The sequence below is a fragment of the Bradyrhizobium sp. genome (assembly GCF_052389815.1).
Lineage (GTDB): Bacteria > Pseudomonadota > Alphaproteobacteria > Rhizobiales > Xanthobacteraceae > Bradyrhizobium.
The window spans coordinates 28973-54360 of the sequence record NZ_JBQTHN010000040.1 but is presented as its reverse complement, the minus strand read 5'-3'; the positions used below and the strand labels follow the sequence as shown (position 1 = coordinate 54360).

General features: G+C 59.2%; 23 protein-coding genes and 1 pseudogene. 11 read left to right on the top strand and 13 right to left on the bottom strand.

Going from position 1 to position 25388, the window contains the following annotated elements; all coding sequences use genetic code 11:
- Positions 1-762: 762 nt before the first annotated feature.
- A pseudogene (locus ACT4OC_RS08745) lies at positions 763-967 on the top strand (aspartate 1-decarboxylase); the annotation flags it as partial.
- On the opposite strand, the gene ACT4OC_RS08740 reads toward ACT4OC_RS08745, so the two are convergent.
- From ACT4OC_RS08740 to ACT4OC_RS08725, 4 genes are all read right to left on the bottom strand, one after another.
- Positions 942-1838 (bottom strand): SDR family oxidoreductase, encoded by an 897-nt coding sequence (locus ACT4OC_RS08740; protein WP_444838577.1) that lies wholly within the window; start codon positions 1836-1838, stop codon positions 942-944. The pseudogene ACT4OC_RS08745 and the gene ACT4OC_RS08740 overlap by 26 nt on opposite strands.
- A gap of 76 nt (positions 1839-1914) precedes the next feature.
- Positions 1915-3177, bottom strand: coding sequence for a beta-ketoacyl-ACP synthase II (fabF, locus tag ACT4OC_RS08735; RefSeq protein WP_444838576.1), 1263 nt, complete (start codon positions 3175-3177; stop codon positions 1915-1917).
- A 119-nt stretch (positions 3178-3296) separates the two neighbouring features.
- Positions 3297-4100, bottom strand: a complete 804-nt coding sequence (locus ACT4OC_RS08730) for an SDR family NAD(P)-dependent oxidoreductase (RefSeq protein ID WP_444838575.1) — start codon at positions 4098-4100, stop codon at positions 3297-3299.
- A gap of 32 nt (positions 4101-4132) precedes the next feature.
- Positions 4133-4627: a tautomerase family protein gene (locus ACT4OC_RS08725; protein WP_444838574.1), complete on the bottom strand. Its 495-nt coding sequence runs from the start codon at positions 4625-4627 to the stop codon at positions 4133-4135.
- Between the two features lie 73 nt (positions 4628-4700).
- Between ACT4OC_RS08725 and ACT4OC_RS08720 the strand changes: the two genes are divergently transcribed.
- From ACT4OC_RS08720 to ACT4OC_RS08710, 3 genes are all read left to right on the top strand, one after another.
- Positions 4701-5303: a TetR/AcrR family transcriptional regulator gene (locus ACT4OC_RS08720; protein ID WP_444838573.1), complete on the top strand. Its 603-nt coding sequence runs from the start codon at positions 4701-4703 to the stop codon at positions 5301-5303.
- A gap of 151 nt (positions 5304-5454) precedes the next feature.
- The gene (locus ACT4OC_RS08715) at positions 5455-7128 is read left to right on the top strand and encodes a long-chain-fatty-acid--CoA ligase (protein WP_444838572.1); all 1674 of its coding nucleotides are present in this window, start codon (positions 5455-5457) and stop codon (positions 7126-7128) included.
- A gap of 468 nt (positions 7129-7596) precedes the next feature.
- Positions 7597-8040 carry a winged helix-turn-helix transcriptional regulator gene (locus ACT4OC_RS08710; protein ID WP_444838571.1) on the top strand — a complete coding sequence of 148 codons (444 nt, stop codon included), beginning with the start codon at positions 7597-7599 and terminating at the stop codon, positions 8038-8040.
- Between the two features lie 206 nt (positions 8041-8246).
- On the opposite strand, the gene ACT4OC_RS08705 is transcribed toward ACT4OC_RS08710, so the two are convergent.
- Both ACT4OC_RS08705 and ACT4OC_RS08700 read right to left on the bottom strand, forming a co-directional pair.
- On the bottom strand, positions 8247-9230 hold the full coding sequence (locus ACT4OC_RS08705; RefSeq protein WP_444838570.1) for an NAD(P)H-binding protein: 984 nt from the start codon (positions 9228-9230) through the stop codon (positions 8247-8249).
- Between the two features lie 100 nt (positions 9231-9330).
- A complete protein-coding gene (locus ACT4OC_RS08700) occupies positions 9331-10230 on the bottom strand; it encodes an alpha/beta fold hydrolase (protein ID WP_444838569.1) in 900 nt (299 codons plus the stop codon).
- Positions 10231-10682: 452 nt separating this feature from the next.
- On the opposite strand from ACT4OC_RS08700, the gene ACT4OC_RS08695 reads away from it, so the two are divergent.
- The 3 genes from ACT4OC_RS08695 (at position 10683) to ACT4OC_RS08685 (ending at position 14160) form a co-directional block, all read left to right on the top strand.
- Positions 10683-12323, top strand: a complete 1641-nt coding sequence (locus tag ACT4OC_RS08695; protein WP_444838568.1) for a long-chain-fatty-acid--CoA ligase — start codon at positions 10683-10685, stop codon at positions 12321-12323.
- Positions 12324-12358: 35 nt separating this feature from the next.
- Positions 12359-13147, top strand: coding sequence for an enoyl-CoA hydratase/isomerase family protein (locus tag ACT4OC_RS08690; protein WP_444838567.1), 789 nt, complete (start codon positions 12359-12361; stop codon positions 13145-13147).
- 152 nt (positions 13148-13299) lie between these two features.
- Positions 13300-14160: a 3-hydroxyacyl-CoA dehydrogenase family protein gene (locus ACT4OC_RS08685; protein ID WP_444838566.1), complete on the top strand. Its 861-nt coding sequence runs from the start codon at positions 13300-13302 to the stop codon at positions 14158-14160.
- Positions 14161-14288: 128 nt separating this feature from the next.
- On the opposite strand, the gene ACT4OC_RS08680 is transcribed toward ACT4OC_RS08685, so the two are convergent.
- Positions 14289-15248 (bottom strand): LysR substrate-binding domain-containing protein, encoded by a 960-nt coding sequence (locus ACT4OC_RS08680; RefSeq protein ID WP_444838565.1) that lies wholly within the window; start codon positions 15246-15248, stop codon positions 14289-14291.
- Between the two features lie 144 nt (positions 15249-15392).
- On the opposite strand from ACT4OC_RS08680, the gene ACT4OC_RS08675 reads away from it, so the two are divergent.
- Both ACT4OC_RS08675 and panE read left to right on the top strand, forming a co-directional pair.
- Positions 15393-16214, top strand: a complete 822-nt coding sequence (locus ACT4OC_RS08675) for a class II aldolase/adducin family protein (protein WP_444838564.1) — start codon at positions 15393-15395, stop codon at positions 16212-16214.
- Positions 16215-16341: 127 nt separating this feature from the next.
- Positions 16342-17271, top strand: a complete 930-nt coding sequence (gene panE, locus ACT4OC_RS08670) for a 2-dehydropantoate 2-reductase (protein ID WP_444838563.1) — start codon at positions 16342-16344, stop codon at positions 17269-17271.
- A 128-nt stretch (positions 17272-17399) separates the two neighbouring features.
- On the opposite strand, the gene ACT4OC_RS08665 is transcribed toward panE, so the two are convergent.
- The 6 genes from ACT4OC_RS08665 to ACT4OC_RS08640 form a co-directional block, all read right to left on the bottom strand.
- Entirely contained in the window at positions 17400-18560 is a 1161-nt protein-coding gene (locus ACT4OC_RS08665) for an iron-containing alcohol dehydrogenase (protein WP_444838562.1), read from the bottom strand.
- 115 nt (positions 18561-18675) lie between these two features.
- Positions 18676-18885, bottom strand: a complete 210-nt coding sequence (locus ACT4OC_RS08660; protein WP_444838561.1) for a hypothetical protein — start codon at positions 18883-18885, stop codon at positions 18676-18678.
- Entirely contained in the window at positions 18882-19073 is a 192-nt protein-coding gene (locus tag ACT4OC_RS08655; RefSeq protein WP_444838560.1) for a hypothetical protein, read from the bottom strand. Before ACT4OC_RS08655 ends, ACT4OC_RS08660 begins: the two co-directional genes overlap by 4 nt.
- A 168-nt stretch (positions 19074-19241) precedes the next feature.
- A complete protein-coding gene (locus ACT4OC_RS08650; protein WP_444838559.1) occupies positions 19242-19448 on the bottom strand; it encodes a hypothetical protein in 207 nt (68 codons plus the stop codon).
- Positions 19449-19479: 31 nt separating this feature from the next.
- A complete protein-coding gene (locus ACT4OC_RS08645) occupies positions 19480-20331 on the bottom strand; it encodes an alpha/beta fold hydrolase (protein WP_444838558.1) in 852 nt (283 codons plus the stop codon).
- A 33-nt stretch (positions 20332-20364) separates the two neighbouring features.
- A complete protein-coding gene (locus ACT4OC_RS08640; protein ID WP_444838557.1) occupies positions 20365-20943 on the bottom strand; it encodes a TetR/AcrR family transcriptional regulator in 579 nt (192 codons plus the stop codon).
- A gap of 214 nt (positions 20944-21157) precedes the next feature.
- Between ACT4OC_RS08640 and ACT4OC_RS08635 the strand changes: the two genes are divergently transcribed.
- Positions 21158-22267 carry an efflux RND transporter periplasmic adaptor subunit gene (locus tag ACT4OC_RS08635; RefSeq protein WP_444838556.1) on the top strand — a complete coding sequence of 370 codons (1110 nt, stop codon included), beginning with the start codon at positions 21158-21160 and terminating at the stop codon, positions 22265-22267.
- On the top strand, positions 22267-25377 hold the full coding sequence (locus tag ACT4OC_RS08630; RefSeq protein WP_444838555.1) for an efflux RND transporter permease subunit: 3111 nt from the start codon (positions 22267-22269) through the stop codon (positions 25375-25377). Before ACT4OC_RS08635 ends, ACT4OC_RS08630 begins: the two co-directional genes overlap by 1 nt.
- Positions 25378-25388: the final 11 nt, after the last annotated feature.

The following is a 25388-nucleotide window of genomic DNA, read 5'->3' as shown; positions in this document are numbered from 1 at the left end:
AGAGCCGAGCCGGGCAGCACAAGGGCGGCCACCGCGACGGCGCTGAGCAGAGACTTGCGCATTGTTGTTCCTCCCTGTGACGCGGAAGGAAGAATCCGGCCGCGACGCCGGACCTTCCCATGCGCGCTTCGTAGCGCGTCCCCCTCGGGCGCGCCTTCGGGCAAAGTTGCCGCCAAAAGCTGGAACCGCCCATATCCAAGCGTCTTATTTTCGCGGGCGCGCTCGTCCGGGGGAGTGCCCAAAGAGGACGGCGGCCCACCCCTGGGCGACCGATGCCGTGCATGGGCTCGCAGACGCCGTGATTCGTCTCAAGTCCGCCGCGCTGGCGGTAACGCGCACGTGCAGACCGATCCTCGTGCGACGTGTGTGCTGAAAATGCGAAGGTTGCGATTTTCCTGAAGCCCGGACGCGGATGAACCGGCATGCCGTCCGTCCTTGCTGGTCCAACCCGCGACATCACGGCGGCATGCGCCTCGCGGGAGCGTGTCCGTGCGTTTTGGCAGGTTCCGTTGGCGACATCGAACTCTTGCGCATCAGCGCGCTGCTCGAGGCCGCAGGTCGTGTCCCTTGTGGTGGTGTAGCTCGGTAGAGCAAAGCCGCCCGAGGCAGTTGCAAGAACGCGATCGCCGACTGGATGCCGGCTCACCCGGGCGCTGGGCATATCGCACGCTTATCGCTGTCGTAACCGGCGCCGCCCGCGACCCGCGATTCCTCGTTGATAAGCTGTTTGAGATTCGGCACGCGTCCGAGCGCGACGCACTGGTGAGTAACGGCGCTCGATTCTCCACCTACGTCATCGAAGCTCCTGCTGGCTCTGGCAGCATAGGGCTTAACGGAGCGGCGGCGCGTCAAGCGATGGTAGGCGACAAGGTCATTATTGTTGCCTACGCCAAATTTCAACGACGATGAAGCCGGGAAGTTCCAGCCGCGCGTGGTGCTCGTCAATAAGCAGAATCGCAGGCTCTGACTCTTGCTCCTTTCTGTTCTGGTTGAGAGCTGGTCCAGTCGGCCATGAGAGTCGCCTGCATCAGGCGCGACGTGGCGCGCCGGCGATGCCAGTCACCATTTCTCGATCCACGGCCGGAGCACGACTTCGAAGCCCACGTCGAACGATGCTGGCGATGCAGTTGCAGATAGGTTTCGGCGATATGGTCGGGGTCGGCCATATTGTCGTCGACAGTCGTTCCTGCCAGCCGGTGCGCCCGGGTCCCGTTCTCCTGAGTCCAGCCGATCGCGGCGTCGATCGGCACATTCGCTACGTGGATACCCTGCGGCATCAGTTCTCGTGCCATACTCTGCGCGAGTCCGGACTTGGCATGACATGCCATCGCAAAGGCACCGCTCGACGGGAAGCCTTTGAGCGCTGCGCTGGCGTTCGTGAGGATGATCGTTCCCTTCGCCCCGTTGGCGTCGAGTTTGTTTCCAAGCATGAGCCTGGCTGCCTGTTGACCCACCAGAAAGGCGCTGAACGCCGCATTTCGAAGTGTTTCGAGCGACATGATCGGGTCGGCTTCGATCGCGCTCTTGCGGAAAATGCCGGGGACCCGGCCATCGATATTATGCACGACAAGCCTCGGCGTCCCAACGTCCTGCACGACATTCTTGAACAACTGATCCACGGCCGCCGGTTCGCTCGCATCGCAAGCGAATCGACGCACGCCATGCATCTTTTCGAGTTTCTCAAGGACTGCTTTTTCGGGATTTCTGGCTGCCACAGCAACACGCATACCGTTCTTCGCGAACAGCCTCGCGCAGCTTGAGCTGATGCCCGGACCTCCACCGACAATGAGTGCAACATCCTGGACGGAAGGTTGGGCGTCGCGCTTGGACTGCGTCATGTCGCATACTCGCATGCGTGCTGGGAGCTGGCAAAGTAGTGGTAAGGGTCGCGTCGACGGCGTTTAGTATGCGGCCTCATTGCCAATGTCGAAAGATAACGCTGGCGTTGACGCCCCCGAAGCCGAATCCATTCGAAATCGCATGCTCCATCGTCATGCGCCTGGCCTCACGGGACACAAGATCGACGCCTTCCGCGGCTGCGTCGCCATTTTCGAGATTGAGAGTGGGCGGTGCGACTTGGTCGCGTAACGCGAGGATCGTGAAGATCGCTTCCGCTCCGCCGGCTGCGCCGAGCAGATGACCGGTCGCCGACTTGGTGGCGCTCACGGCAATTTTTCCGTCGCGGCCGAACACGGCTTTGATCGCTTCCAGTTCGGAAACGTCGCCAACCGGCGTCGAGGTGGAATGGGCGTTGAGATGCTGGACATCACTGGGCCTGAGGCCGGCCTGACGCAATGCGCCTTCCATGGCGCGGCGCGCGCCTTCGCCGTCCTCGGGTCCCGACGTGATGTGGTAGGCATCAGCAGTCGTGCCATAGCCGGCGATTTCGGCGATCGGCTGGGCGCCCCGGTGGAGCGCGTGTTCCAACTCTTCAATGACGAGAATACCCGCACCTTCGCCCATGACGAAACCATCGCGGTCGCGGTCGAATGGGCGGGACGCGCGAGTCGGCGTTTCGTTGAAGCCGGTCGAAAGAGCCCGGGCGGCGGCGAAGCCGCCGAGGCTCACGAGATCGATGCAGGCTTCCGAGCCACCGCAAATCGCAACGTCCGCTTCTCCGGTTCGGATGAGGCGTGCGGCATCGCCAATCGCCTGTACGCTTGCGGCGCAAGCGGTAACCGGCGTACCGATGGGACCCTTGAAGCCGTAGCGGATGGAGATATGACCGGCCGCAAGGTTTGCGAGAAAGGACGGCACCGTGAACGGCGAGAGGCGCCTGACCCCGCGCTGATCGGTGGTGCGAACCGATTCGACAATTGCCGGAAAGCCTCCGATGCCCGATGCGATCACGGTCGCCGTGCGCTCAAGCGAATGCGCGTCGGAAGGAGACCATGCCGCTTGTGCAATGGCCTCGGCCGCAGCGACCAGTGCAAACAGGATGAAGCGATCCATCCTCCGCTGATCCTTGGGAGGAACGATCAGATCCGGATCGAAACCTCCATCCGGATCGTTGGCCTTTACTGGCACGATGCCAGCCACGCGTGCGGGAAGGGCAGCCGCCCATTCGGGAAGAGCAGCCAAGCCTGAACGGGCCGCGAGCATCCGGGACCATGCCAACTCAGTGCTGCAGCCGAGCGGCGTTACCAATCCCAACCCCGTAACGACGACGCGACGCATGATGAGATTACCTTTTTGAGTTACCCCTGAACACCTCGTCGATCCGCTCGGGGCGTGAGGTTGGCTCCGAACAGTATTGGAGCCCCCGATAGCCGTCGGACAAAGTCGCAAGCGGCCCCTTACCTCGTGCCTCCTGAATACCTCGTCGCCGGCCGACCCGACTTCGTGAGCGCACGACTCAACGCAGTACGAGAGTCCTCGAAGGCCATCCAGAACGATGCATCCTCCAACGATGGAAAGCAGATGAGGTCGCGCTGATCCAATGCCTGGAGAGCGGCGTCGACTAGTTCCTCAGCGGACATGAAGAGTTGATCAGGGAAGGGAGCCTCGCTAAGACCGGATGCTTCAAAAAATTCGGTGCGAACCGGACCGGGAAGCACCGCTTGTGCAATGATGTTTGTCTTGGAAAGCTCCATCTGGAGCGATCGCGTGAAATTTAAAACATATGCCTTGGAGCCGGAATAGCTCGCGCCGGAAGGCGTCGGCATGACCGCGATGATGGAGGCAATGTTGACGATCCTACCTGAATTGCGCCGTAGGAAGCCCGGCAGGACAGCATGAGTCAGTCGTGTCAACGCCAGGATATTGAGCTTTATCAGGTTCTCCAGCGCGTCCGCAGTTACTTTCGAGGTCGGCCCAAGAGCTCCGAGACCGGCATTGTTGATCAGGACGTCGATGTCCTCCCGCTTTGTCAGCAGAGCCTCAATGCGCAACAAGTCGTTCGCATCAGCGAGGTCAGCAGTCACAATCTCGACCGTACGGCTCGTCTTGACCTCAATTCTCTTGGCAATGTCCTCAAGTCGATCTCGACGACGGGCGATGAGAATCAAGTCGTAGCCGCGTTCCGCCATTCGTTCGGCATAAACAGCGCCTATCCCCGACGACGCACCGGTGACGACTGCAAAACGGTGATGTTTGCTCATCCTAATCTAAGCCTCCGACAATCGGCATGGATCTAAACCGGTTCTTGAATGGGGTACGGCACCGGCTTGTTTTCTTCGCGCCAGCGCTTCTCATATTCGGAATTCGGGGGTGGCGGGGGCATGCCTTGGATCTGCCAAAGATCAAAAGGCGTTTCGTCGATATGGATTTCCCAATCCCTGCCGCGGTCCTTGATGTAGGGCGCCAGCGCCTTTTCCGCCCAACCCATCCATTTGGCCTTCAGCTTCTTGGCATCGGGCGGGAATGACCGCGCGATGTGATCCGCCCAGATACGAACGAAATTGTGAGCCTCCTCACCGCCCATGTAGAAGGAGTCGGGGGCAACCTCCTGAAAGACGACGATGACGTAGAATTTTGGTAGCCCGCGATAGAGTTCGGTAATTCGCTTTGACAAGGCGCGTTTGTCTTCAGCGGTGAAGGCGCCAACCGGATGATATATCTTCCAAAATGGCATTTTTCCTCCTGAATCCGGCGCTTGTTCAGTGCGTTCAATAATGATCATCATCATTATTACATGACGTTGTCAATATCAATGATGACGTATATCATTATTAGATGGGCGGTGGTTCGGAGACTTGATCGTGCGGATTACGGAGAGCCAGGCCGAGAAGAATCGGCAAAGGGTTATCGCGAAGGCCTCGAAGCTGTTTCGCGAAAGTGGTTTCGATGGCATCTCGGTAAACGACCTGATGAGGGCCGCGGGTTTCACGCATGGCGGATTCTACAATCATTTTGAATCGAAAGGCGCGTTAGCGGGAGAGGCACTCGACTACGCATTCCGACAGATGGATGGCGTGCGGGAACGAATGCCGACCTTGGACCAGTTCGTTAAGTCGTATCTGTCGGAGGAGGCCCGGAACTCGCCCGGCTCGACATGTCCCGCAGCTGCCCTGGCAGGCGAGGTCGCGCGACAGCCGGATGCCGTCAAAAGCATCTTTGCCGATGGTGTTGAGCGAATGATCCTATCGGTTGAAAGTCTGCTGCCCAAGACGCCGTACGCGCGCGATGAGGCGATCGATGTGGTTTGCCGTATGCTCGGGGCGCTGGTCCTGGCCAGAGCAATGCCGGCGTCGAGCAGTCTTGGCCGTGAATTGCTTGGGACCGCAACAAAGCGGTGCCGGAAAAGCGCGATGACTTCAAACAAGGCGCGGCTGGGCGGGAGCGGTCCAGGAGGTCAGGGCTGATGCTTTGTCAATAAATGTGGGTCGCCCAATCTGCGAGCCCGGTTGTGCTGCGCCCCATGAGGTCCTTCCGTCCAGACTGCATTCGACCGTCGTGGGCCAGGGGAGAAAATCGAACGAGACCGAAAAGTATGTCTTCTGCAGGGGGAATATCGTGAAGCGCTTTTGGCTACAGCAGTATCCGGAGGGGGTGCCCGCCGATGTCGATGTCAACCAATATTCTTCGTTAGTCGAACTGTTCGAAGAAAGCTTTGCGACGTTTGCGGGTCGCAAAGCTGCGATCTGCATGGATAAGGCGATCACCTACGACCGGCTTGACAAGATGTCGGCCAGTATCGGCGCTTACCTGCAAAGCAGGGGTCTTGCGAAGGGCGCCCGCGTTGCGATCATGATGCCGAACGTTCTGCAAAACCCTGTTGCGGTAGCTGCTGCCTTGCGTGCAGGTTATACAGTCGTGAACGTCAATCCCCTTTACACTCCGCGGGAACTCGAGCATCAGCTCAACGATTCCGGCGCAGACGCCATTATTATTCTGGAAAATTTTGCGACGACCCTGGAAAAGGTGCTGCCGCGGACGAGCATCAAGCACATAATTGTCGGTACGATGGGAGATCTGCTTGGTCTCAAGGGCGTTCTTGTCAATTTTATTGTGCGCAAGGTCAAGAAAATGGTCCCCTCGTATTCGCTGCCAGGCGCCGTTTCGTTCAAGGATGCTTTGTCTGCCGGCCGCAAGATGAAGCTGAACAAGCCGAACATTGGTCCGAACGATGTTGCGTTTCTCCAATACACCGGCGGCACCACGGGCGTCTCTAAAGGAGCAGCGTTGCTCCACCGCAATATGGTGGCCAACGTGCTTCAAATTGTTGCGTGGACCAATCCGGCGTTGCGCAAGCCACCTGTGGTCGAGCCCTTCCTGACAGTCTGCGCGCTACCACTCTATCACATCTTCGCACTCACGGCCTGTTTCCTGTTTTCAGTGCGAGTGGGCGGCACCAACCTTCTGATCGTGAATCCGCGGGATATTCCAGGATTCATCAAGGAGCTTCGAAAGCACAAGGTCCATAGCTTCCCGGCCGTCAACACATTGTTCAATGGTCTTCTGCACCATCCCGACTTCAACAAGGTGGATTTTTCGGAATTGAAGATTGCAATCGGCGGCGGGATGGCGACCCAAAAGACCGTTGCAGATAAATGGCTCGCGGCGACCGGATGTGTCCTTTCCGAAGGCTACGGCCTGTCTGAGACTGCTCCGACTTTGACGGTGACACCGCCAAATCTTGCAGAGTTCTCCGGGACGATCGGATTGCCTGTCCCATCAACCTACATTTCGATCCGTGATGATGATGGCAAGGAAGTGCCGATCGGCGAAGCCGGCGAGATTTGCGCCAAGGGGCCGCAGGTGATGGCCGGTTACTGGAACAGGCCTGACGAAACCGCCCGGGTGATGACAAGTGACGGCTTCTTCCGGACAGGTGATGTAGGCGTGATGTCGCCGAATGGCTTTACTAAGATCGTGGATCGTAAGAAGGACATGATCATTGTCTCCGGCTTCAACGTCTACCCAAACGAAGTCGAAGAGGTGATCGCCAGCCATCCGGGAGTTCTGGAATGCGCCGCGATCGGCGTCCCCGATCCGAAATCCACCGAAGCCGTTAAGGTGTTCGTGGTTCGCCTCGACTCGAATCTGGATGCCCAGGACATTGTTGCCTTCGCCGGGACGCAATTGACTCCATACAAGGTACCGAAGCATGTCGAGTTTAGGTCCGAGCTGCCGAAGAGCAACGTCGGAAAAATTTTGCGCCGAGAACTGAGGAACGAAACTCGATAGGCCACCGCAACTGGTTAATTTGCACACAAATCTACTCCTGATCAGGACTGCGGCGATGATCTGTCCGGCTATCACATCATCATGATGGCACCGGCCCGCGCAAGGCCATTGCGCGAGCGCTTGGCAGAAAGGCCCTGCTGAGAACCTAACCGGCACATCCAAGCACACAAAGCTGAGGCGAACACCGGCCGCGATCACACGAGCATCGAATAGCGGGTAAGAAGCAATTTCCTGTTGGCATGCGTCAGTCCGCACCCACGATAGCTTCAAACGCCAACCCAACCAGATGACCGCGGCGACCGCTGCCTTTCCAGCGGGTGTTTTCCGTCCCAAGTATCAAATCAGAATTAACCCGGCCAGTCCGGTCATGGGAAATTTGGTATTCGAAGATCCTGCGAAGGGAGGTTCCAATTCAAATTATATTGACTATATATCTGCAAGGCAGTGAGCTGGTGTTGCGAGCACGGAATGGCAAAGAACAGTCTTGATGCGTCCTGTCCTGTAGCGCGAACGCTCGACATTGTGGGCGCGCGCTGGACGTTGCTGATTATCCGTGACCTTCTTCCAGGCACCATGCGATTTCAGGACCTTCAAGCCGGTCTGCCTGGCATGGCGCCTAATGTCCTTTCTGATCGTCTAAAGACACTTGAGGCACACGGCCTTGTGCGTCGCGAATTCTATAGCGACCATCCCCCGCGAGCCGCCTATACCCTTACCGACCGTGGCCGTGAGCTCGGCGTCATCGTTCTGGCTCTTGGCCGATGGGGCATGCGGCACCTCGGTGGCAGGTTGAATCGCGGCCTCCAGCACGACGAGGCTTTTCGTCACCTGCAGCAAGCAGCCGACGCCATAGCCCGTCGGCCGGTTCAGCGGACAAAATCCGGTGCCAAAGCCGTTTCCCTGAAGAACTGAGGGGATTGAGCCAGCCAGGGGCGGTTTGCCCCCGCCGCCCGTCGGAGCCAGCCGGGTTGCACTCGGCCGATCGATCTGCCAAGCCTCAGGACGGTTGCTTGTCGCACTACGCTCCCCTCAGCCGTGATCTCGTTCTCGCCGCAGGCCCTAAGCGTCCCAGCTGGACGGTGCAGATCTGACTTTGCCGTCGATGAACTGTAGCATGATCATGCGGCCTCCAGTGCTTTGCGAACGCGCGGATTTCGTTCGAGTGCCCAGCGGACGACCTTGGGAGCACGTCCGAGTAAGCTTTCAAGTTCATCGTTGACAACATCATAACGTCCGCCTGCGACCAAGCGGGTGATGGTTCCCAGGTGGTCTGCAATATGCGGACTGCGAGACGCGATGGCACTATTGATGTACGTCTCGATCCAGTCATCGAGGTCCTGCGGTACATACGAGATACGTCGTCCCAGCGCAGCGCCGTAATCCTCTGCAAACCCATGCATGTCCTTCAACTCCGGTCCGGTGAGCTCATATGACCTCGATATGTGCGCTGAGGGATCGATGAGGACCCTCGTGCAAACCTCCGCAACATCATAAGCGGCGATTGGCGCGATCTTTTGCGTGCCAAAAGGCAGGTGGAGTTCACTCGCACCGAGCAACTGCTTTAGCGGAAACCAGGAAAGGATTGGATTCTCGACGAACATGGTCGCGCGGATATTGACGACCGGCAGGCCGGACCACTCTAGCGCCTGCTCCGACGCCCAATGGGCTCTCTGTTGCGGTGACCATTCGGCGACAAATCCTCCGAGCCAGCCGAGTCGCGCCTCGCGCGCGCTGGTCATTCTATCGAAGGTCATGAAGGACTGCTCGAATTCCGAAATGTTCACGAAAACCTCGATGTCGCCTTGCGCGCGCGCAGCGGCGGTCATGAGGATGCTCGCGTCGGTATAGTACGGGTTTAAACTCATGCTGAAGTAGACCCGGCGGCAACCCATCAGGGCGGCGGCGACATCGGCGACGTTGAGTAGATCTCCGACGAATACTTCGGCTCCGATCTGTCGAAGCGCCTCCGCCCGCTCGTCATCTCGCCTCACGAAAGCACGCACCGGATATTGCTTCTCCAGTAGCATGTTGATCATCGTCTTGCTTACGGAACCGACTTCGCCACCAGCTCCCGTGATCAGAATGGGATTTCGTTTCGACATCGAATTGTCCTCTTCGGCCGGGCCACTGGATGAGTGTTCGATGAACCGAAGCCGGTATGGGCCATCGAGGTACGGGCGACCGTTCGCTCTCAGAGACCGCTCAGCATTTCAGGAAGCGCAAGACGTGGCTCAACACTGCATCGGGTTGTTCAAGATGCAGGAAATGACCGACGCCAGGCATCACGATGCGCTCAAATCCCTTCGTGAACGCCACCTCCATGCTTTCGCTGAGCTGCGTGGACATGCAGCCGTCATCCTCCCCATGCAGATAGAGCGACGGGACACCAATTGGACCGCTCGCGCGGGCTTCAAGGACCAGGGCTGCCGGGTCAGACGGCGGCGTGAACAACTGCCGGTAATAGGCCAGGGTCTGCGTCAGCACTCCGGGTTGGCCAAACGTCTCGTGGAGCGCAGAACGGTCCGTAGGCGGGAGCACGTACCCAGGCGACCATTCCCGCCAGAGCCGGTCGAGAAATGCAAAGTCGTTGAGCTGAACAGCCGTCTCCGCCAGACGGGTATGGAAGAAGAACATATACCAGCTCCGCCGCTGTTGATCACCATCGGCGACGAATGCTGTTGTCAGTCCCTTTCCATGGGGGACTGCCAATCCGACAAGCTTTCGGACGCGGGCCGCATCGAGGCTTGCCGCGGCGTAGGCTGCACGTGCGCCGAAGTCATGGCCGATGAGATCTGCCTGCTCGGCCCCCAGCGCTTCGATCAGTGCCAATACATCCTGCCCGGTCGCCAAGGCGCGGTAGGATCCGTCGGGTGCGGCGCCACCGGCCCAATACCCTCGCAGCGCCGGCGCAACGGCCCAATATCCTTCCCCCGCGAGACGATCCAGGAAGTGGGCCCAGCTTCGTGCATGATCGGGAAAGCCGTGCAAGCATAGAACAAGGGGGCCGCTACCCGCTTCGAGAATCGGGAAATCGAGCCCGTTGGCGCGGACCGTCCGCTTGCGGATGTGGTCCAGGGAAGGGGGCGCGCGGCTGTCCGGCATGGGCTACACGATCCTCGTTATCATTACTTGGATGATGATAATCATTCAACACAGGAGGAAAAGACGGCGATGCCGGATTTGCCAATTCAACCATGAATAAGTGCGGTACCGAGTCGGCGATAGCTGTGCGCCCCATCTCCTTTAAGCAGGCAAATGAGTCTCCATGCCTTTCGCGGGCGATCTTGGCGCATGCCGCAAGCACGCTTCTGCCGTCAATGCATGTTGCCGGTTTCTGGACGGGTACGCACGCAGCGACTGCAGCCAGGCGGCATGCCCGATGATCGCGATTAGATCGGGCGCATGCGATCTGTCGCTGTTCGAATCCATCGCTGAATAGCCGTTCTTCAATATTTCGTTTTGCGGCACGATAGCCTTGTGGTGCGATTGCATCCAATCATGCCGACTATGTCCGGGAAGATAAATGGACGCGTCAGCAAATTTCGGAGCATCCCGTGCTGGGCTTAATGCAAGAGTGGCCGTTGCTGTGTCAGCGGATCATTGATCATGCCGTGACTTGTCATCCGGACCGGGAGGTGGTGACTCGGTCTGTCGAGGGGCCGATACATCGGACCAATTACCGCCAGATCAGAGGACGCGCCCTGAAAGTCGCCCAGCGGTTGGATCGCGACGGCATTGTGCTTGGCGATCGGGTCGCGACCCTGGCTTGGAATACTTGGCGACACCTGGAAATCTGGTACGGAATTATGGGTATCGGTGCCGTCTGCCACACCATAAACCCGCGCTTGTTTCCCGAGCAGATCGCATGGATCATCAATCATGCACGTGACCGAGTTCTCTTTGCCGACATCACCTTCGTACCACTTCTCGAGAAACTTGCATCTCAGATCGAATTCGTCGAGCGCTTCGTCATATTGACGGACCGCGATAGCATGCCCGGCACTTCCTTGCGTGGTGCGATCGCTTACGAGGACTGGATCGATAGCGTAGACGGTGACTTCAGCTGGAAAATCTTCGACGAAAACACCGCCGCCGGGCTATGCTACACGTCAGGCACGACGGGGAATCCAAAGGGTGTCCTTTACTCGCATCGGTCAAATGTACTCCACTCGCTGATGACCGCGCAGGCGGACATTATGGGCCTTAGCTGCAACGACACGGTCCTGCCGGTTGTCCCGCTATTTCATGCCAACAGCTGGGGGCTCGCGTTCCACGCCCCGATGGTAGGGAGCAAGATTGTTTTCCCCGGCGCGAAGCTGGATGGCGCGTCCGTATACGAGTTGCTCAGGGACGAAGAAGTAACGTTTACGGCCGGCGTGCCGACCGTCTGGCTCATGCTTCAACAGTATATGGAATCAAACAATTTGCGTTTGCCAGCGCTTCGGGACTTGACCATCGGTGGCGCGGCGCCACCGCCTGCGATGATTGCGGCCTTTGAGCGGATGGGCATCTCTGCACGGCAGGGGTGGGGTATGACGGAGATGGGACCTATCGGTTCGATCGGAAGCCTGAAGCCGCCGTTCGCAGATTTGACCGGCGCGGAGAAGATTGGCCAGCTTTCCAGCCAAGGGTTTGCACCTTTCCTCGTTGAAATGAAGATCACCGATGACGCCGGCGAGAAGCTTCCCCACGACGGAAAGGCGTATGGCAGGCTAAAGGTCCGTGGCCCAAGCGTTGCTAAGGCCTACTACGGGCTGAATGACGAAATCCTGGACAAGGAGGGCTATTTCGATACCGGCGACGTCGCGACGATCGACGAGCACGCCTACATGCGCATAACGGATCGATCCAAGGACGTCATCAAGTCGGGCGGCGAATGGATATCATCCATCGAAGTTGAAAATGCCGCTATCGCTCATCCTTCCGTACAGGAGGCCGCGGCGATCGCGGTTTCACACCCGAAATGGGGCGAAAGGCCGCTTCTCATCATTCAGCTTAAGCCGGGCATGGAGACGACTAAGGCTGATATCCTTTCATTTCTTGAAGGCAAGATCGCTAAGTGGTGGATACCCGATGATGTTGTCATGGATTCAATCCCCCACACGGCGACGGGAAAGATCAGGAAGTCGGAGCTTCGTGAGCGTTACAGGAACCACCTGCTGCCCAGCGCATCGGTTGCGTCCGGCAACCGTTGAATGACCAATGGGCTAGGGCGAGGGAGTGTTTTTCTGTGACATCCGTTAAATTCGAAAAGCTGGGTAACGTTGGTCTCATAACGCTGGACAATCCTCCGATCAATCTCGTCGATGACGACCTGTTGCTGGAGCTCGGCAGGGCTCTCGATGAAGTGGAAAGCTCGGGCGTTCGAGCGGCACTTCTACACGCGACAGGAGACCACTTCGGGCCAGGCGTGAACGTCAAGACCACCTTTTCGGGAGTGAACAGTAAGGGTGCCCGAAAAATGCTGACCACGGCTATTCCGATTGTGCTGCGGCTGGAGCAGTTGGATGTACCGATCGTGTGCGCGGTTCAAGGGTTTTGCTTCGCGGCATCGCTCGAAATTGCGTTGCGATGTGACGTAATAATCGCATCTGAAGATGCAAAATTTGCCCAGGTAGAGCGTGATATCGGAGCAGCAACCTATTTGGGGGGAATTTATCTGCTCGCCGAGCGATGCGGACCAGCGCGGGCCCGGGAGATTTGCCTGACAGGCGAACGCTACGATGCTGCGGCCTTCGAGCGGTGGAATATCGTCAATCGCATCGTACCGCGGGCATCGCTATACACCGAAGCGCTGGCGTGGACGCAAAGGTTTGCGGACGGTCCAACAAAAGCGTATGCGGCGAACGAGCGTTTGCTGCGAGGATTTCTCGACTACGGTACTAGAGGCGCCGACGAGTTTCTCCTGGAAATTGGGCCTCCCCTGTTCGAGAGCGAAGATTTCAAGGCCGGGGTTCAGTCTGTGGTGGAACATGGAGCCAAGAATTTCCGGGGCAAAGTAGTCTTCCGGGGATCGTGATCGTCGCGACAGAGTGGCCACGCTAGTCGTCGCCGCGATCACCGCTACCGTTTGTGGCACCGACAACGTTCACACGACCGAGAGAGCTGAGATCGAGTCACTGCGTGCGGTGCGTCGAAGGAACGCTCGCCTAAAATCGCGAGGCTATCGCCATGACGTTCAAACTCCCTAATGACATCGCCACCCGCCCCATCGCCGTTCTGGGCGCCGGCACGCTTGGCCGCCGCATCGCGCTGATGCTGGCGACGCGCGGCGCTGAAGTGCGCCTGTATGCCCGCAGCGCCGCGACGCGCGATGCGGGCATCGCCTTTGCAAGAGAGCAATTACCTGCCGTGCTCGCTACGCTTCCAGACAGCAAGGCAGGCACCATCATGGGGATCGACGACATGACTGCCGCGCTAAAGAATGCGTGGCTCGTCGTGGAGTCAGTGCCCGAAGATCTTGAACTGAAGAAGGACATCTTCAAGCAGGTGGATGCGCTCTCTGAACCCGACGCCATCCTGGCCAGCAACTCCTCATCCTATTCCTCGAGCGCCTTTGCCGACAGCGTGACGAATCCGGCGCGCCTGTTGAACACGCACTTCCTGATGCCGCCTCGCATCACGCCGATTGAGTTGATGTCGTGCGGCCAGACCGACCCGGCTGTGATCCAGTTGCTGGTCGACGTGCTGCCCGGCTATGGCCTGACGCCCTACGTGGTGCAGCGCGAGAGCATGGGCTTCATCTTCAACCGCATCTGGGCCGCCATCAAACGCGAGACGCTGGCCGTGGTAGCCGAGGGTGTTGCTTCGGCGGAGGTGGTGGATGCCATCTATAGCCAGGCCACCGGTTCAAAAAACGGCCCCTTCCGCCTCATGGACGCGGTGGGTCTGGACGTGGTGCTGAGCATCGAAGAGAACTATGCCCAGCGCCGGCTCGGCCTGCCCGAGGGGCCGCGGATTTTGCTGAAGAGGATGATCGCCGAGGGCCGCCTTGGCGTGAAGAGCGGTCGAGGGTTCTATGACTACCAGTGATGCGACATCCATCAGCCTCCTTGAGGATTTTGGGTGGCAAGCCGAAGAGACCGGCGCGACAGCCACTTCCTGAAGATCATCTCTTCTCAGAACACACCGTTTGGAGCAGCCAAGTATCGCCACCAGCCTCAAATCCCCAACATTGCAGACTCCGCCTCGAGGTCCCTGGCTATGAGCTTCAGCCACTGGTGCACAGCGTTAATCCTGCTCGATGTTTCATGCACTTTTCGATAGGTAAAATAGAAGTCACGCGAGTCAAGCTTGAAGGGCGGCCAGAGCGTAAGGGCCTTGAGAGCCCCGCTGGTAATCATCGGCGAAACCAAGGGAAACGGTGCAAGAATTACTCCCATGCCGGACCGTGCCATTTGAAGTGCTGTGAGCAGGCTGTCGCCGAGCAGTTCCGGTTCGACCGACGGGAGATCAGGGTCGTTTGCCTGAAACCATGCACGCCAGCTATGCGGCACAGTGCTGAACTCGATCAGGGGCAACTTAGTGAGGTCCTTGACCGTGCTGATAGGCCCAAATCTATCAAGTAGGTTGGGCGCGGCGCAGGGCGCTGCGCGGGAGCGAAGAAGCCGATGGAATGTCAGGCCAGGCGCTGGCGGCGTTCCCAGTTGCACCGCGGCATCAAGATCGTCCTTTGCAAAGTCGACCGTGGTGTTGCGCGCTTCCAGTCTGAGATCGAGGTTGGAAGACGCCTTGCGGAACTGTTCCAAGTGGGGCAACGCAGCGAGCATTGCAAACGTTGGAGTCACGCTGACGCGTACAACGCGATCGTGCTTTCGGACACCCAAGATGTCGCTCGCGCGAAACAATTCGTTGAACGCGTTCAGCACGGAGGCGGCGTAGACTGCACCGCTTTCGGTCAGAGCGATGGTGCGTCCCTTCCGCTCTACCAGTTGCACCCCGAAGTGCGCCTCTAGCGATCGAATCTGATGACTGACAGCGGACGGCGTCAGATTAAGGCTCTCGGCAGCAAGCTTGACGCTGCCAAATCTCGCGATCGCTTCGAAGGCGCGCAGACTCGTGAGAGGTGGAAGAGCCGGGCTAGACATATTCTGGTTTGAGCCTGCTTCAACAATCAGCAACCGAATTCAATTGTGCTTTGGATGGCCATCCGTCAGCTTCCTCGACAGATCGATGGAGCCCAATTGTAAGGCTGGCATGTGTGAAAAGCCAGCGAACCTCCAATTTCGCATCGCGAAACATACAAGACAAAACGGGAGAATGCGATGAACGCCCACTCAAAACATGCTCAGCAGGCGGATGCGACGGAGAAGATGACGCACGGTCTACCTCAACCGCCGGTTTTTTCAACATTGGCCGAAGAACGGCAACATCGCAAAGAGCGCCTCGCAGCTGGCTTCCGGTTGTTCGCCAAGTTCGGGTTCGATGAAGGCGTGGCTGGCCACATCACCGCGCGCGATCCGGAGTTCACCGACACATTCTGGGTGAATGGCTTTGGCATGAGCTTTAGCCAGATCAAGGCGTCAGATCTTATCCGGGTCAACCACAAGGGCCAGGTTGTCGAAGGCAACCATCCCGTCAACGCTGCTGCTTTCGCGATTCACGCGAGCGTTCATGCTGCACGTCCCGATACTGTCGGTGCGGCGCATTCGCACTCCACATACGGCCGCGCGTTCGCGACACTAGGCCGGAAGCTGGATCCGATCACGCAAGACGTCTGCGCCTTTTACAATGATCACGCCCTGTACGAGGATTACGGCGGGGTCGCAGTCGAGCTGGATGAAGGTCAGCAAATCGCCCGGGCGCTTGGGCCTCACAAGGCGGCTATTTTGCAGAACCATGGACTTCTGACGGTCGGCCAGACCGTGGATGAAGCTGTCTGGTGGTTCATCACGATGGAGCGCTCGTGCCAGGTGCAGTTGCTCGCTGAGGCGGCGGCTGCGCGAACAGGGCAATCTCTCAAGATCATTCCCGAAAAGTCCGTGCAGCAGGCATTCAACATTCTCGGTGCGCCGAGGACCGGCTGGTTTCAATTCCAGACCCTCTATTCGAAGATCGTGAAGGAGCAGCCGGATCTGCTCAACTGACGCTGTCGGCGCATGCCGGGCCATGCACGGACGCCGGTGAGGTCTGGCTGTCTATCCCCGCCGCCTGCTGTGTCGCATCAACGGCTGGTTTCGATCGCCGGCGCTCGTATGAAATAGGAGATCAACTTTGCGGATGTTAGTGATCGGGGCTGGAGCCTTGGGCGGCTATTTCGGCGCAAGGCTTTTGGCTGCCGGGCGTGATGTCACGTTCCTCGTGCGGCCAGCCCGCGCAGAAGCGCTCAGGAAAAATGGACTTGTCGTCAGGAGCCCAGCCGGCGATCTCAATCTGCCATCACCGCCGACCGTGACATCCGAGCGGCTGAAAGGCTACTACGACCTGATATTGTTGAGCTGCAAGGCCTATGATCTCGACTGTGCCATTCAATCGTTCGCCCCCGCGGTGGGAGACAACACGGTCATCATTCCCTTTTTGAATGGTCTGCGTCATATCGAAGTGCTGAACACCCGCTTCGGGGCGGAGAAGGTCTTTGGTGGCCAATGCGCCATCTCGGCCACGATGTCTGCAAATGGTGAGGTTCTCCATCTCGTCGATTTGCATACGTTGGGGTTTGGCGAGCAAAACGAGGCGCGATCGAAGCGCCGCGATGAGATCATCGCTGCATTGTCAGGCGCCAATTTTATTGCCGAGTCCAGCCACAACATCCTGCAGGACATGTGGGAGAAATGGGTGTTCATCGCCACCGCCGCGGGCTCGACCTGTCTGATGCGCGCCTCGATCGGGGATATCGTCGCCGCTGGCGCATCCGGCCTTGTGATGAATTTTCTTGACGAGTGCAGCGGGATCGCGGCCGGGGCAGGATTTGAGCCCCGTCCGGCCTTTATGGAACGCACGCGGTCCATCTTCACAATGCCAGGCTCGCCGCTGATGGCGTCCATGCTGCGCGATATTGAGAAAGGATCGCAGACAGAAGGCGATCATGTTCTGGGCGACCTCTTGGGTCGGGCGAAAGCAGGACAAGTTCCTGCCCTTCTCAACGCGGCCTATGCGCATGTGAAGTCTTATGAGGCGCGTCGCGCCAGAGAAGCCGGCAAGTAGGAACGGAGCTGGAAGGCCGGGATCAAGCTCGTGCGTTCTCGCCGTCGTCTCGGACCCGAGGGGAATGAACCCGGCTTTCAGCCGTTTCGGAGGGAGGCGGCTTCAGCGCGTGGGCCTCGCTATTTCGGCTAAGCGGCCATTCGCAGCAGATCGACGATGTCAGCTTCGTTTTTGAACGGCCGCGGATTGGCTTGGATGAAGCGATGATTGATTGCAATCTTGCTGATCTTGCCAAACTTGTCTTCACCGATACCGACATCGGCAAGGCGGCCAGGTAATCCAAGGCGTTTGGTGAATTCCGCAAAGGCGTCTGCGGCCTCCATACCTGGTCCGCCAAGAGCCGCCGCTAAACGCTTCTGCGCATCCTCGGTGAATGGCTTGTTGTATCGAAGCAGGCTCGGCATGATGACAGGTGTGCAATAGTAGTGAGGAACGTCGAAAGTCCCTCCAAGCACATGGCCAATGCCGTGACTTGCTCCCATCGGGACGCGTGCCTGGAGGCCGAAAGACGCAAGCCATGAGCCATGTTGAGATAGTCGCCGCGTCTCGAGATCGTCAGGGTGCTGCAAGGTCCGGAGCATTCCCTCACGCAGGATGCGGATACCCGCCAAGACGACCTCGTCGGCTAACGGGGTGCCGGCGGGCGAGCACAACGCTTCGATACCGTGATCCATCGAGCGCGTTCCCGATCCCATCCAAAGGCTCGAAGGCGTATGAAGGGTGAGGGCAGGGTCGAGAATAATCGCCACTGGCGACATTTGGGGGTGGAAGAATATCTGCTTCAACTTATGACGTTCATCGGTGACAAGCGCTGCTGCATTGTATTCGCCACCATTCAGCGTTGACGGGATCGCGATTTGTCGGACTGCGGGCGAGCGGAACGGAGAGACGTTTACGCCGGGGCCCATGGGGAATGGATCGAAACCCGCTTCATCGCGGATATCATGTTCCATCGCCATTATGACTATTTTTGCGAGATCGATGGCAGAACCTCCACCGACGGCCACGATCAGATCAGCTTTTGCGTCTTTAGCTTGACGGGCAACCTCGGCAGCTTGCCTGCGCGTCGTGTGCTGTGCAATTCCGTCAAAGGTCGCCACATGTTTGTCGCCGAGCGTACGCCGAATCTTCTCGATCTCATCGGTCTTGGTGTTCAAGGTTCGACTGGCGAGAAGGAGGACGCGCTTTGCGTTCAGTCGCTCTGCCTCTTCGTTCAGAGCTTCAGACGCAGCTTTGCCATAGATGACACGGTCAATTGTTGGGAAGTTGTGTACACCAGCCTTGCGCATCTTTTGTCCTCCCGTCGTTAAAAAGCAAGTAACTATATTAGCAATAGTGACGGAGGTGCAACAAGAACTTGGAGCGATAGGACAGGCGAACTCCCGCCAGGAAAGCCGCTTTGGCCTAAGCGCCCCTGCCATCCTGTTTGCCGATCACACAGCGCCACGCCAGCAGCTGCTCGGCGGGTTGCTGCTTCATCCATTCGGCGAGCTGCGGGGCACCAATCAGGCAGGACAGCACCGAGAGGTCGGCGAAGTCCGAGGTGGTGACGATCTGCTCGTGGCAATTTGCCGGAGAGGAGAGACTGCAAAGTACGGCAATGATCTTGATCAAGACAGGAGAACCTCGTCGCCACGACAGATATTGGCGCCGCTGAGCGTATGACTCACCGGTGCATTATTCCGCTTCTCGCCGACTGGATCGGATGGCGGGAAGATGCTGTCATAAATCGCGCGCGCCTCCCGAATGAGACGGTCTCGCTCGCGCTCAGACTTTGGCACAAATCGAATAACTTCGCCCATACTTGCTCCAGACAACCTAAGAGCCCGAATCCGCAGTTAGCGAACCGCCCCGCCACCATATGATAACCATCATTCTATCGCGATCTAGTATCTCCGAACGAGCTTTGAAGCTCTGCAGGCGAAGAAATAAACAACTCGTGACAACCGTCTTCGCTGAATTGGCGGCGTTCATTGTGGAAGATGACTTTGCTGTTGATGGACGCGCTCAGTCGCTGAGGCAGCCGGCGTCATTCGGGATTTGATCCGAAGACCTTCGACTTCGCGCTCAAGCTTTGAGACGCGATCTTCCAGCCTGAACATGTAGTCGCCGCGCGGATCGTCCATGCTGAGGGCCTCAGCCCAGTAATTCAAACTCTCCCAAAAGCGCTTAAACATCGTTGCGCACTCCTGTGTTTGATCATTGCGGTCATGCTGTCGCCAGTATCACGCGAGCCAGGTCCGACGGATTCTCGACAGCTGAGAAGTGGCCGGTATTCTTCAGCGTCACCATCTGCGCGGCAGGGATCAGCGACCGTGTGCGTTCGCGCTCGTTTGGCCGAGACCAATCGCTATCGCCATAAATGAGCGTCACCGGCGCCGAGATCTGCCGATAGTAATCGCGGGCCCTGCTCCAGGATCGCCACTCTGCCAGCACCTTGCGTGCGATCCGCTTGTATCCCGGGCGGTGGGCTACTTCATCGAACTCGGCGAGCAGATCGGCCGGCAGTTTGCGCGGGTCGTGGTATCCGCCGCCCATGATCTTGCCGAGAATCATCTTGTTTTCGAGCGATGCATTCACCGCGCCGAGCACCGGGATCTGCAAACTTCCGATGATGAAATTCGCGAGCCAGTTGCCGCGTCGAATACCGTCCCCGTAGCGGGTCTCGTAGTCGTAGGGGTTGATCGCATAGACCCGCTTCACCCGCTGCGGAAGCGCCGCCGCCACCGTGAGAGCCAATGCGCCGCCGATCGACTCGCCAACAATCGTCACCGCCGAGAGGTTTAGCTCCTCGATGAAGCGAATGACGGCCCGCCTGAAATAGGGTTCGTCGAAGCTCGCACTTGGATCGATTGGTGAGTGTCCGTGGCCAGGGAGGTCAATGGCGTACACCGTGTGCGATGTCGCGAGCAGGGGCGCAAGACTGCGGAAATATTCGAGCTGCGTCCGGATCGTATGTACGAGAAGCAGTGGAGGCCCGCTGCCGATCTTTTGGAAACGTACGCTTAGCGTATCCGATATCTTGAGCAGACTTGGTTTGACTTCAGTCGCGCTACGCATTCGATCTCTCGCTGCTTTGAAGGCGACGATCTTTCAAGCGGCAGCGGCTTCGCGAACCTGTTCGACCGCCGCATCCAAGAGGGCCTGGGCCAGATCAGGGTCGTTGACGACGCGCGATAGCGTCACCGCGCCGACCATCGTCGAGAGAATGGCCATGGCCTTGCCACTGGGTGCCTCGCCGCCGGTCTCGGCAATGAGGCGGCCGAGCACTTCGAGATATGCCTTGATCCCCGCTTCGAAGGCCGCTTTCACGTCCGGCCCCTGTCTGGCGGCATCTGAGCCGAGCGCTACGATCGGGCAGCCATCCATCTTTTCTTCGCGATGGTCGCCATTGAGGTAGAAAGCGAGCACTGCGCCAAGCGGATCGTCGGGATTCTGCGCGGCTGCGTCCGACCATCGGTGGGACGCGCTTTCCAATGCGCGCCTGGACGCCTCTACCGCCAAATCCTCTTTTGACGCGAACTGCTTATAGAAGGCGCCCTGGGTTAGCCCGGCACCCTCCATCAGATCCTTGAGCCCGATGCCATCAAAGCCGCGCTCCCTGAAGAGGCGACTCGCCACATTGATCACGGTTTGGCGGTTCTCCGCGGCTTGAATGCGACTCACCCGCATCTTGCAGCTCCATTTGGATTTCGGTTGAACTCTATAACTTAGATAGAGTGCGAACGCAATCTATCAAGTGGCATAGCTGGATTTGGCGTCGCCAGAGGGTCGAAAAGGCCGGTTTCCGGGGATCACATTCCCGTCAGCACTCCGATTTAGATTGCGATCGACCTCTAATCTGATTATAGAGTTCGAACGAAATCTAAATAGCATGGAGACGGCAATGAGAATGAACAGACTTGCGGCCTTGGCTGGTGTCCTGATCGCGGCGTCCGGAGCGGCCGTCTTCGCTACTCTTGCCATTTCCGCTCAGAAAGCCTCCGCGGCGCGCGACCCGAGGCAGGAACCACCGATCGTCAGCCTGGCGACGGCAGCACCGGTGATCGGATCCGAACGCGGTTTCACGGGGACCATAGGGGCGAGGGTCCAGAGCAATCTTGGCTTTCGCGTCGCCGGTAAGATCGTGGAACGGCTCGTGAATGTCGGCCAGCAGGTCAAAGCCGGTCAGCCGCTGATGCGGATCGACGAGACCGACCTTCGCCTTGCGCTCACCGCGAAGCGCAACGCCGTTGCCGCAGCGCGTGCATCTCTCGTTCAGGCCGACGCCGATGAGCAGCGATACGCCAAGTTGGTGAGCGACGGATGGGCTTCCCGACAGCGCTACGAGCAGGCGAAGGCGGCTTCGGACACGACGAAGGCGCAAGTCGCCTCCGCCGAAGCCGAGGCATTGGTAGCCGAGAATCAGGCCACCTATTCCGTCCTGGTCGCGGACGCGGACGGAACGGTCATCGAAACGCTTGGCGAGCCAGGACAGGTCGTCTCCGCCGGTCAGACCGTCGTTCGGCTTGCCCAAGCCGGTCCTCGCGAAGCGTTGGTCGCGCTTCCCGAAACGATCCGGCCAGCAATCGGCTCCGTGGCCGAGGCCAGCGTGTATGGGGCCGATGGGCGGCGCTATACGGCGCATCTCCGGCAGTTGTCGGATTCCGCCGATGCTCAGACCCGTACCTATGAGGCCCGCTATGTGCTCGACGGTGAAGCCGCGGCAGCACCACTCGGCGCGACGGTCACCATTCGGTTGGCAAGCCAGGCGAGTCAGCCGGAAGTTCAGGTGCCGCTGGGAGCCGTGCTCGATGACGGCCGCAAGACCGGCGTTTGGATCTTCGACAGCGGTACCTCGGCCGTACACTTTCAGCCCATCAAGCTTGTGCGTGTGACCAGCGAAACCGCCGTGATCTCCGGATTGAGTTCTGGTGATCCGATTGTTTCCCTCGGCGCTCACCTCCTGCACGAAGGCGCTCGCGTCAGGACTGCCTCTGAAAGCAGGAGCAACTGATGAGCCTCAATCTTTCCGCGATCGCCGTCCGCGAACGGGCCGTAACTCTGTTCTTCATCATTCTGCTGGCGGCCGCAGGCGCTTATGCCTTCCTCATGCTCGGGCGGGCGGAGGACCCTTCCTTCACCATCAAGACCCTGACGGTCACGACGGTATGGCCAGGCGCGACGGCGCGCGAGATGCAGGATCAGGTCGCCGAACCGTTGGAGAAGCGGATTCAGGAGCTGACCTGGTACGACCGGGTGGAGACGACCACACGGCCAGGTTATGCGTACATGACGGTTACGCTGAAGGACAGCACACCGCCATCGAGCGTGCAGGAGGAGTTCTACCAGGCCCGCAAGAAGCTTGGGGATGAAGCGCGCAAGCTGCCGTCCGGCGTGCTCGGCCCCTTCGTCAACGACGAATATTCGGACGTGAGCTTCGCCCTTTATGCCCTCAAGGCCAAAGGCATGCCGATGCGGGAACTCGCCAGACAAGCCGAGATCATTCGGCAGGACCTCCTGCACGTGCCCGGCGTCAAGAAGATCAACATCCTCGGGGAACGGCCCGAACAGATATTCATCGAGTTTTCCTATGCCAAACTGACGACCCTCGGCGTGTCGGCACAGGATATCGTTGCCGCCTTGCAGCGGCAGAACACGGTCACGCCGGCAGGCTCGATCGATACCAAGGGGCCGCAGGTCTTCATCCGGGTCGACGGCGCTTATGACAGCGTCCAGGCGATCGCCGACACTCCGATCGTCGCTGCGGGACGGACGCTGAAGCTCTCCGACATCGCCGAAGTCCGCCGCGGCTACGAGGATCCCCCGACCTATCTCATCCGTCATCAGGGTGAGCCCTCCATCATGCTCGCGGCGGTTATGCAAGAGGGCTGGGATGGCCTCGCGCTCGGCAAGGCGCTGGAAGAGAGGTCCGCAGCTATCGCTCGGACGCTGCCACTCGGGATGACTCTGGCCAAGGTCAGCGACCAGGCCGTCAACATCACCTCGGCGGTTGACGAATTCATGATGAAGTTTGCGATGGCGCTCGGCGTGGTGCTGCTGGTGAGCCTGCTCAGCCTCGGCTGGCGCGTCGGCATCGTCGTGGCGGCCGCGGTCCCTCTGACGCTTGCCGTCGTGTTCCTCATCATGCTGGAAACCGGCCGGTTCTTCGACCGCATCACGCTCGGCGCCCTGATCCTGGCGCTTGGTCTTCTCGTGGACGACGCCATCATCGCCATCGAGGTGATGGTGGTGAATATGGAAGAGGGCATGGACCGCATCAAGGCGGCGGCCTACGCGTGGAGCCATACTGCGGCGCCGATGCTGTCCGGAACATTGGTGACGGTTGCCGGGTTCCTGCCGGTGGGCTTCGCGCGCTCGACGGCCGGTGAATACGCCGGCAACATCTTCTGGGTCGTGGGGTTCGCCCTCATCGTCTCCTGGATCGTCGCGGTGGTCTTCACGCCCTATCTTGGCGTCAAGATGCTGCCCGCGATCAAGCCGATCGAAGGCGGTCACCACGCGATTTACGGCACACCGAACTATCGGCGCCTGCGTGCGCTGATCACCTTCGCCGTGCGCCACAAGTTCGTAACCAGCGGCATCGTCGCCATCGCTTTCGCGCTTTCCGTCGTGGGGATGGGCGCCGTCAAGCAGCAGTTCTTCCCGACGTCCGACCGCCCGGAAGTGCTGGTGGAGGTTCGCCTGCCGGAAGGCACCAGCATTGAGACGACGACCGCCACAGTCGAGAAGCTCGAGCACTGGCTTGACCGCCAGTCGGAGGCCAAGATCGTCACGAGCTATGTCGGCCAGGGGGCGCCCCGCTTCTTCTTCGCGATGGCGCCGGAGTTGCCTGATCCGGCCTTCGCCAAGATCGTCGTGCTGACGCCGGACGCGGAGGCGCGCGAGGCTTTGAAGCACCGGCTCCGACAGGCGGTGTCACATGGGCTTGCACCTGAGGCCAATGTGCGCGTCACTCAGCTTGTGTTCGGGCCCTACACGCCGTTCCCGGTGGAGTTTCGGGTCATGGGGCCTGATCCTGCACAACTGTACAGCATTTCCGAGAAAGCCCTCGACATCATGCGCGGCGTTCCCGATGTGCGGCAAGCGAACCGCGATTGGGGCAGTCGTACGCCGGTACTCCGCTTCATCCCGGATCAGGATCGACTGAACCTCATCGGCCTCTCGCCAGCGGAGGTGGGCCGGCAGCTCCAGTTCCTCCTTACCGGCATCCCCGTTACGCAGGTCCGCGAGGACATCCGCAATGTCCCCATCGTGGCACGCAGCGCGGGCGGCGAGCGGCTGGATCCGACGCGCCTGGCGGATTTCTCACTGATGAGCCGGGACGGCCGCCCGATTCCGCTCGACCAGATCGGCCGTTCGGAGGTCCGTCTGGAAGAGCCGATCATGAAGCGCCGCGATCGCACGCCCGTCGTCACCATTCGCTCGGACATCAATGAGGCCACGCAGCCTCCAGAGGTTTCCAAGGAGATCAAGACGGCCCTGCAGCCGTTGATCGCATCTCTTCCGGCCGGCTATCGCATCGAATTGGGCGGATCGATCGAGGAGGCAACCAAGGCCAATGACGCGTTGGCCACGGTCTTTCCTGCCATGATCGCCGCCATGCTGATCGTCATCATGCTGCAGGTGCGATCCTTCTCGACGATGGCCATGGTCATGCTGACGGCACCCCTTGGTCTCGTCGGCGTCGTGCCGATGTTGCTCGCCTTTAACCAGCCCTTCGGCTTCAACGCCATTCTTGGCCTGATAGGACTGGCGGGCATCCTGATGCGCAATACTCTGATCCTGACCGAACAAATCAAGGAGAACCGGGCTGCCGGCCTTGATGATTATCACGCCGTCATCGAGGCCACGGTGCAACGCACGAGGCCGGTGATCCTGACCGCACTTGCCGCCGTGCTGGCCTTCATCCCCCTCACGCATTCCGTGTTCTGGGGATCGATGGCCTACACGCTGATCGGAGGCACGGCGGTCGGCACGGTGCTGATCCTGCTGTTCTTGCCCGCGCTTTACGCTGCGTGGTTTAGGATCAAGCCGACGGCAGATGAGGTCCATGAGGAGTCTACGCAGGAACCGGAATTGCGAACAGCAATAGCTGCCGAGTAGGGCTCTGTTGT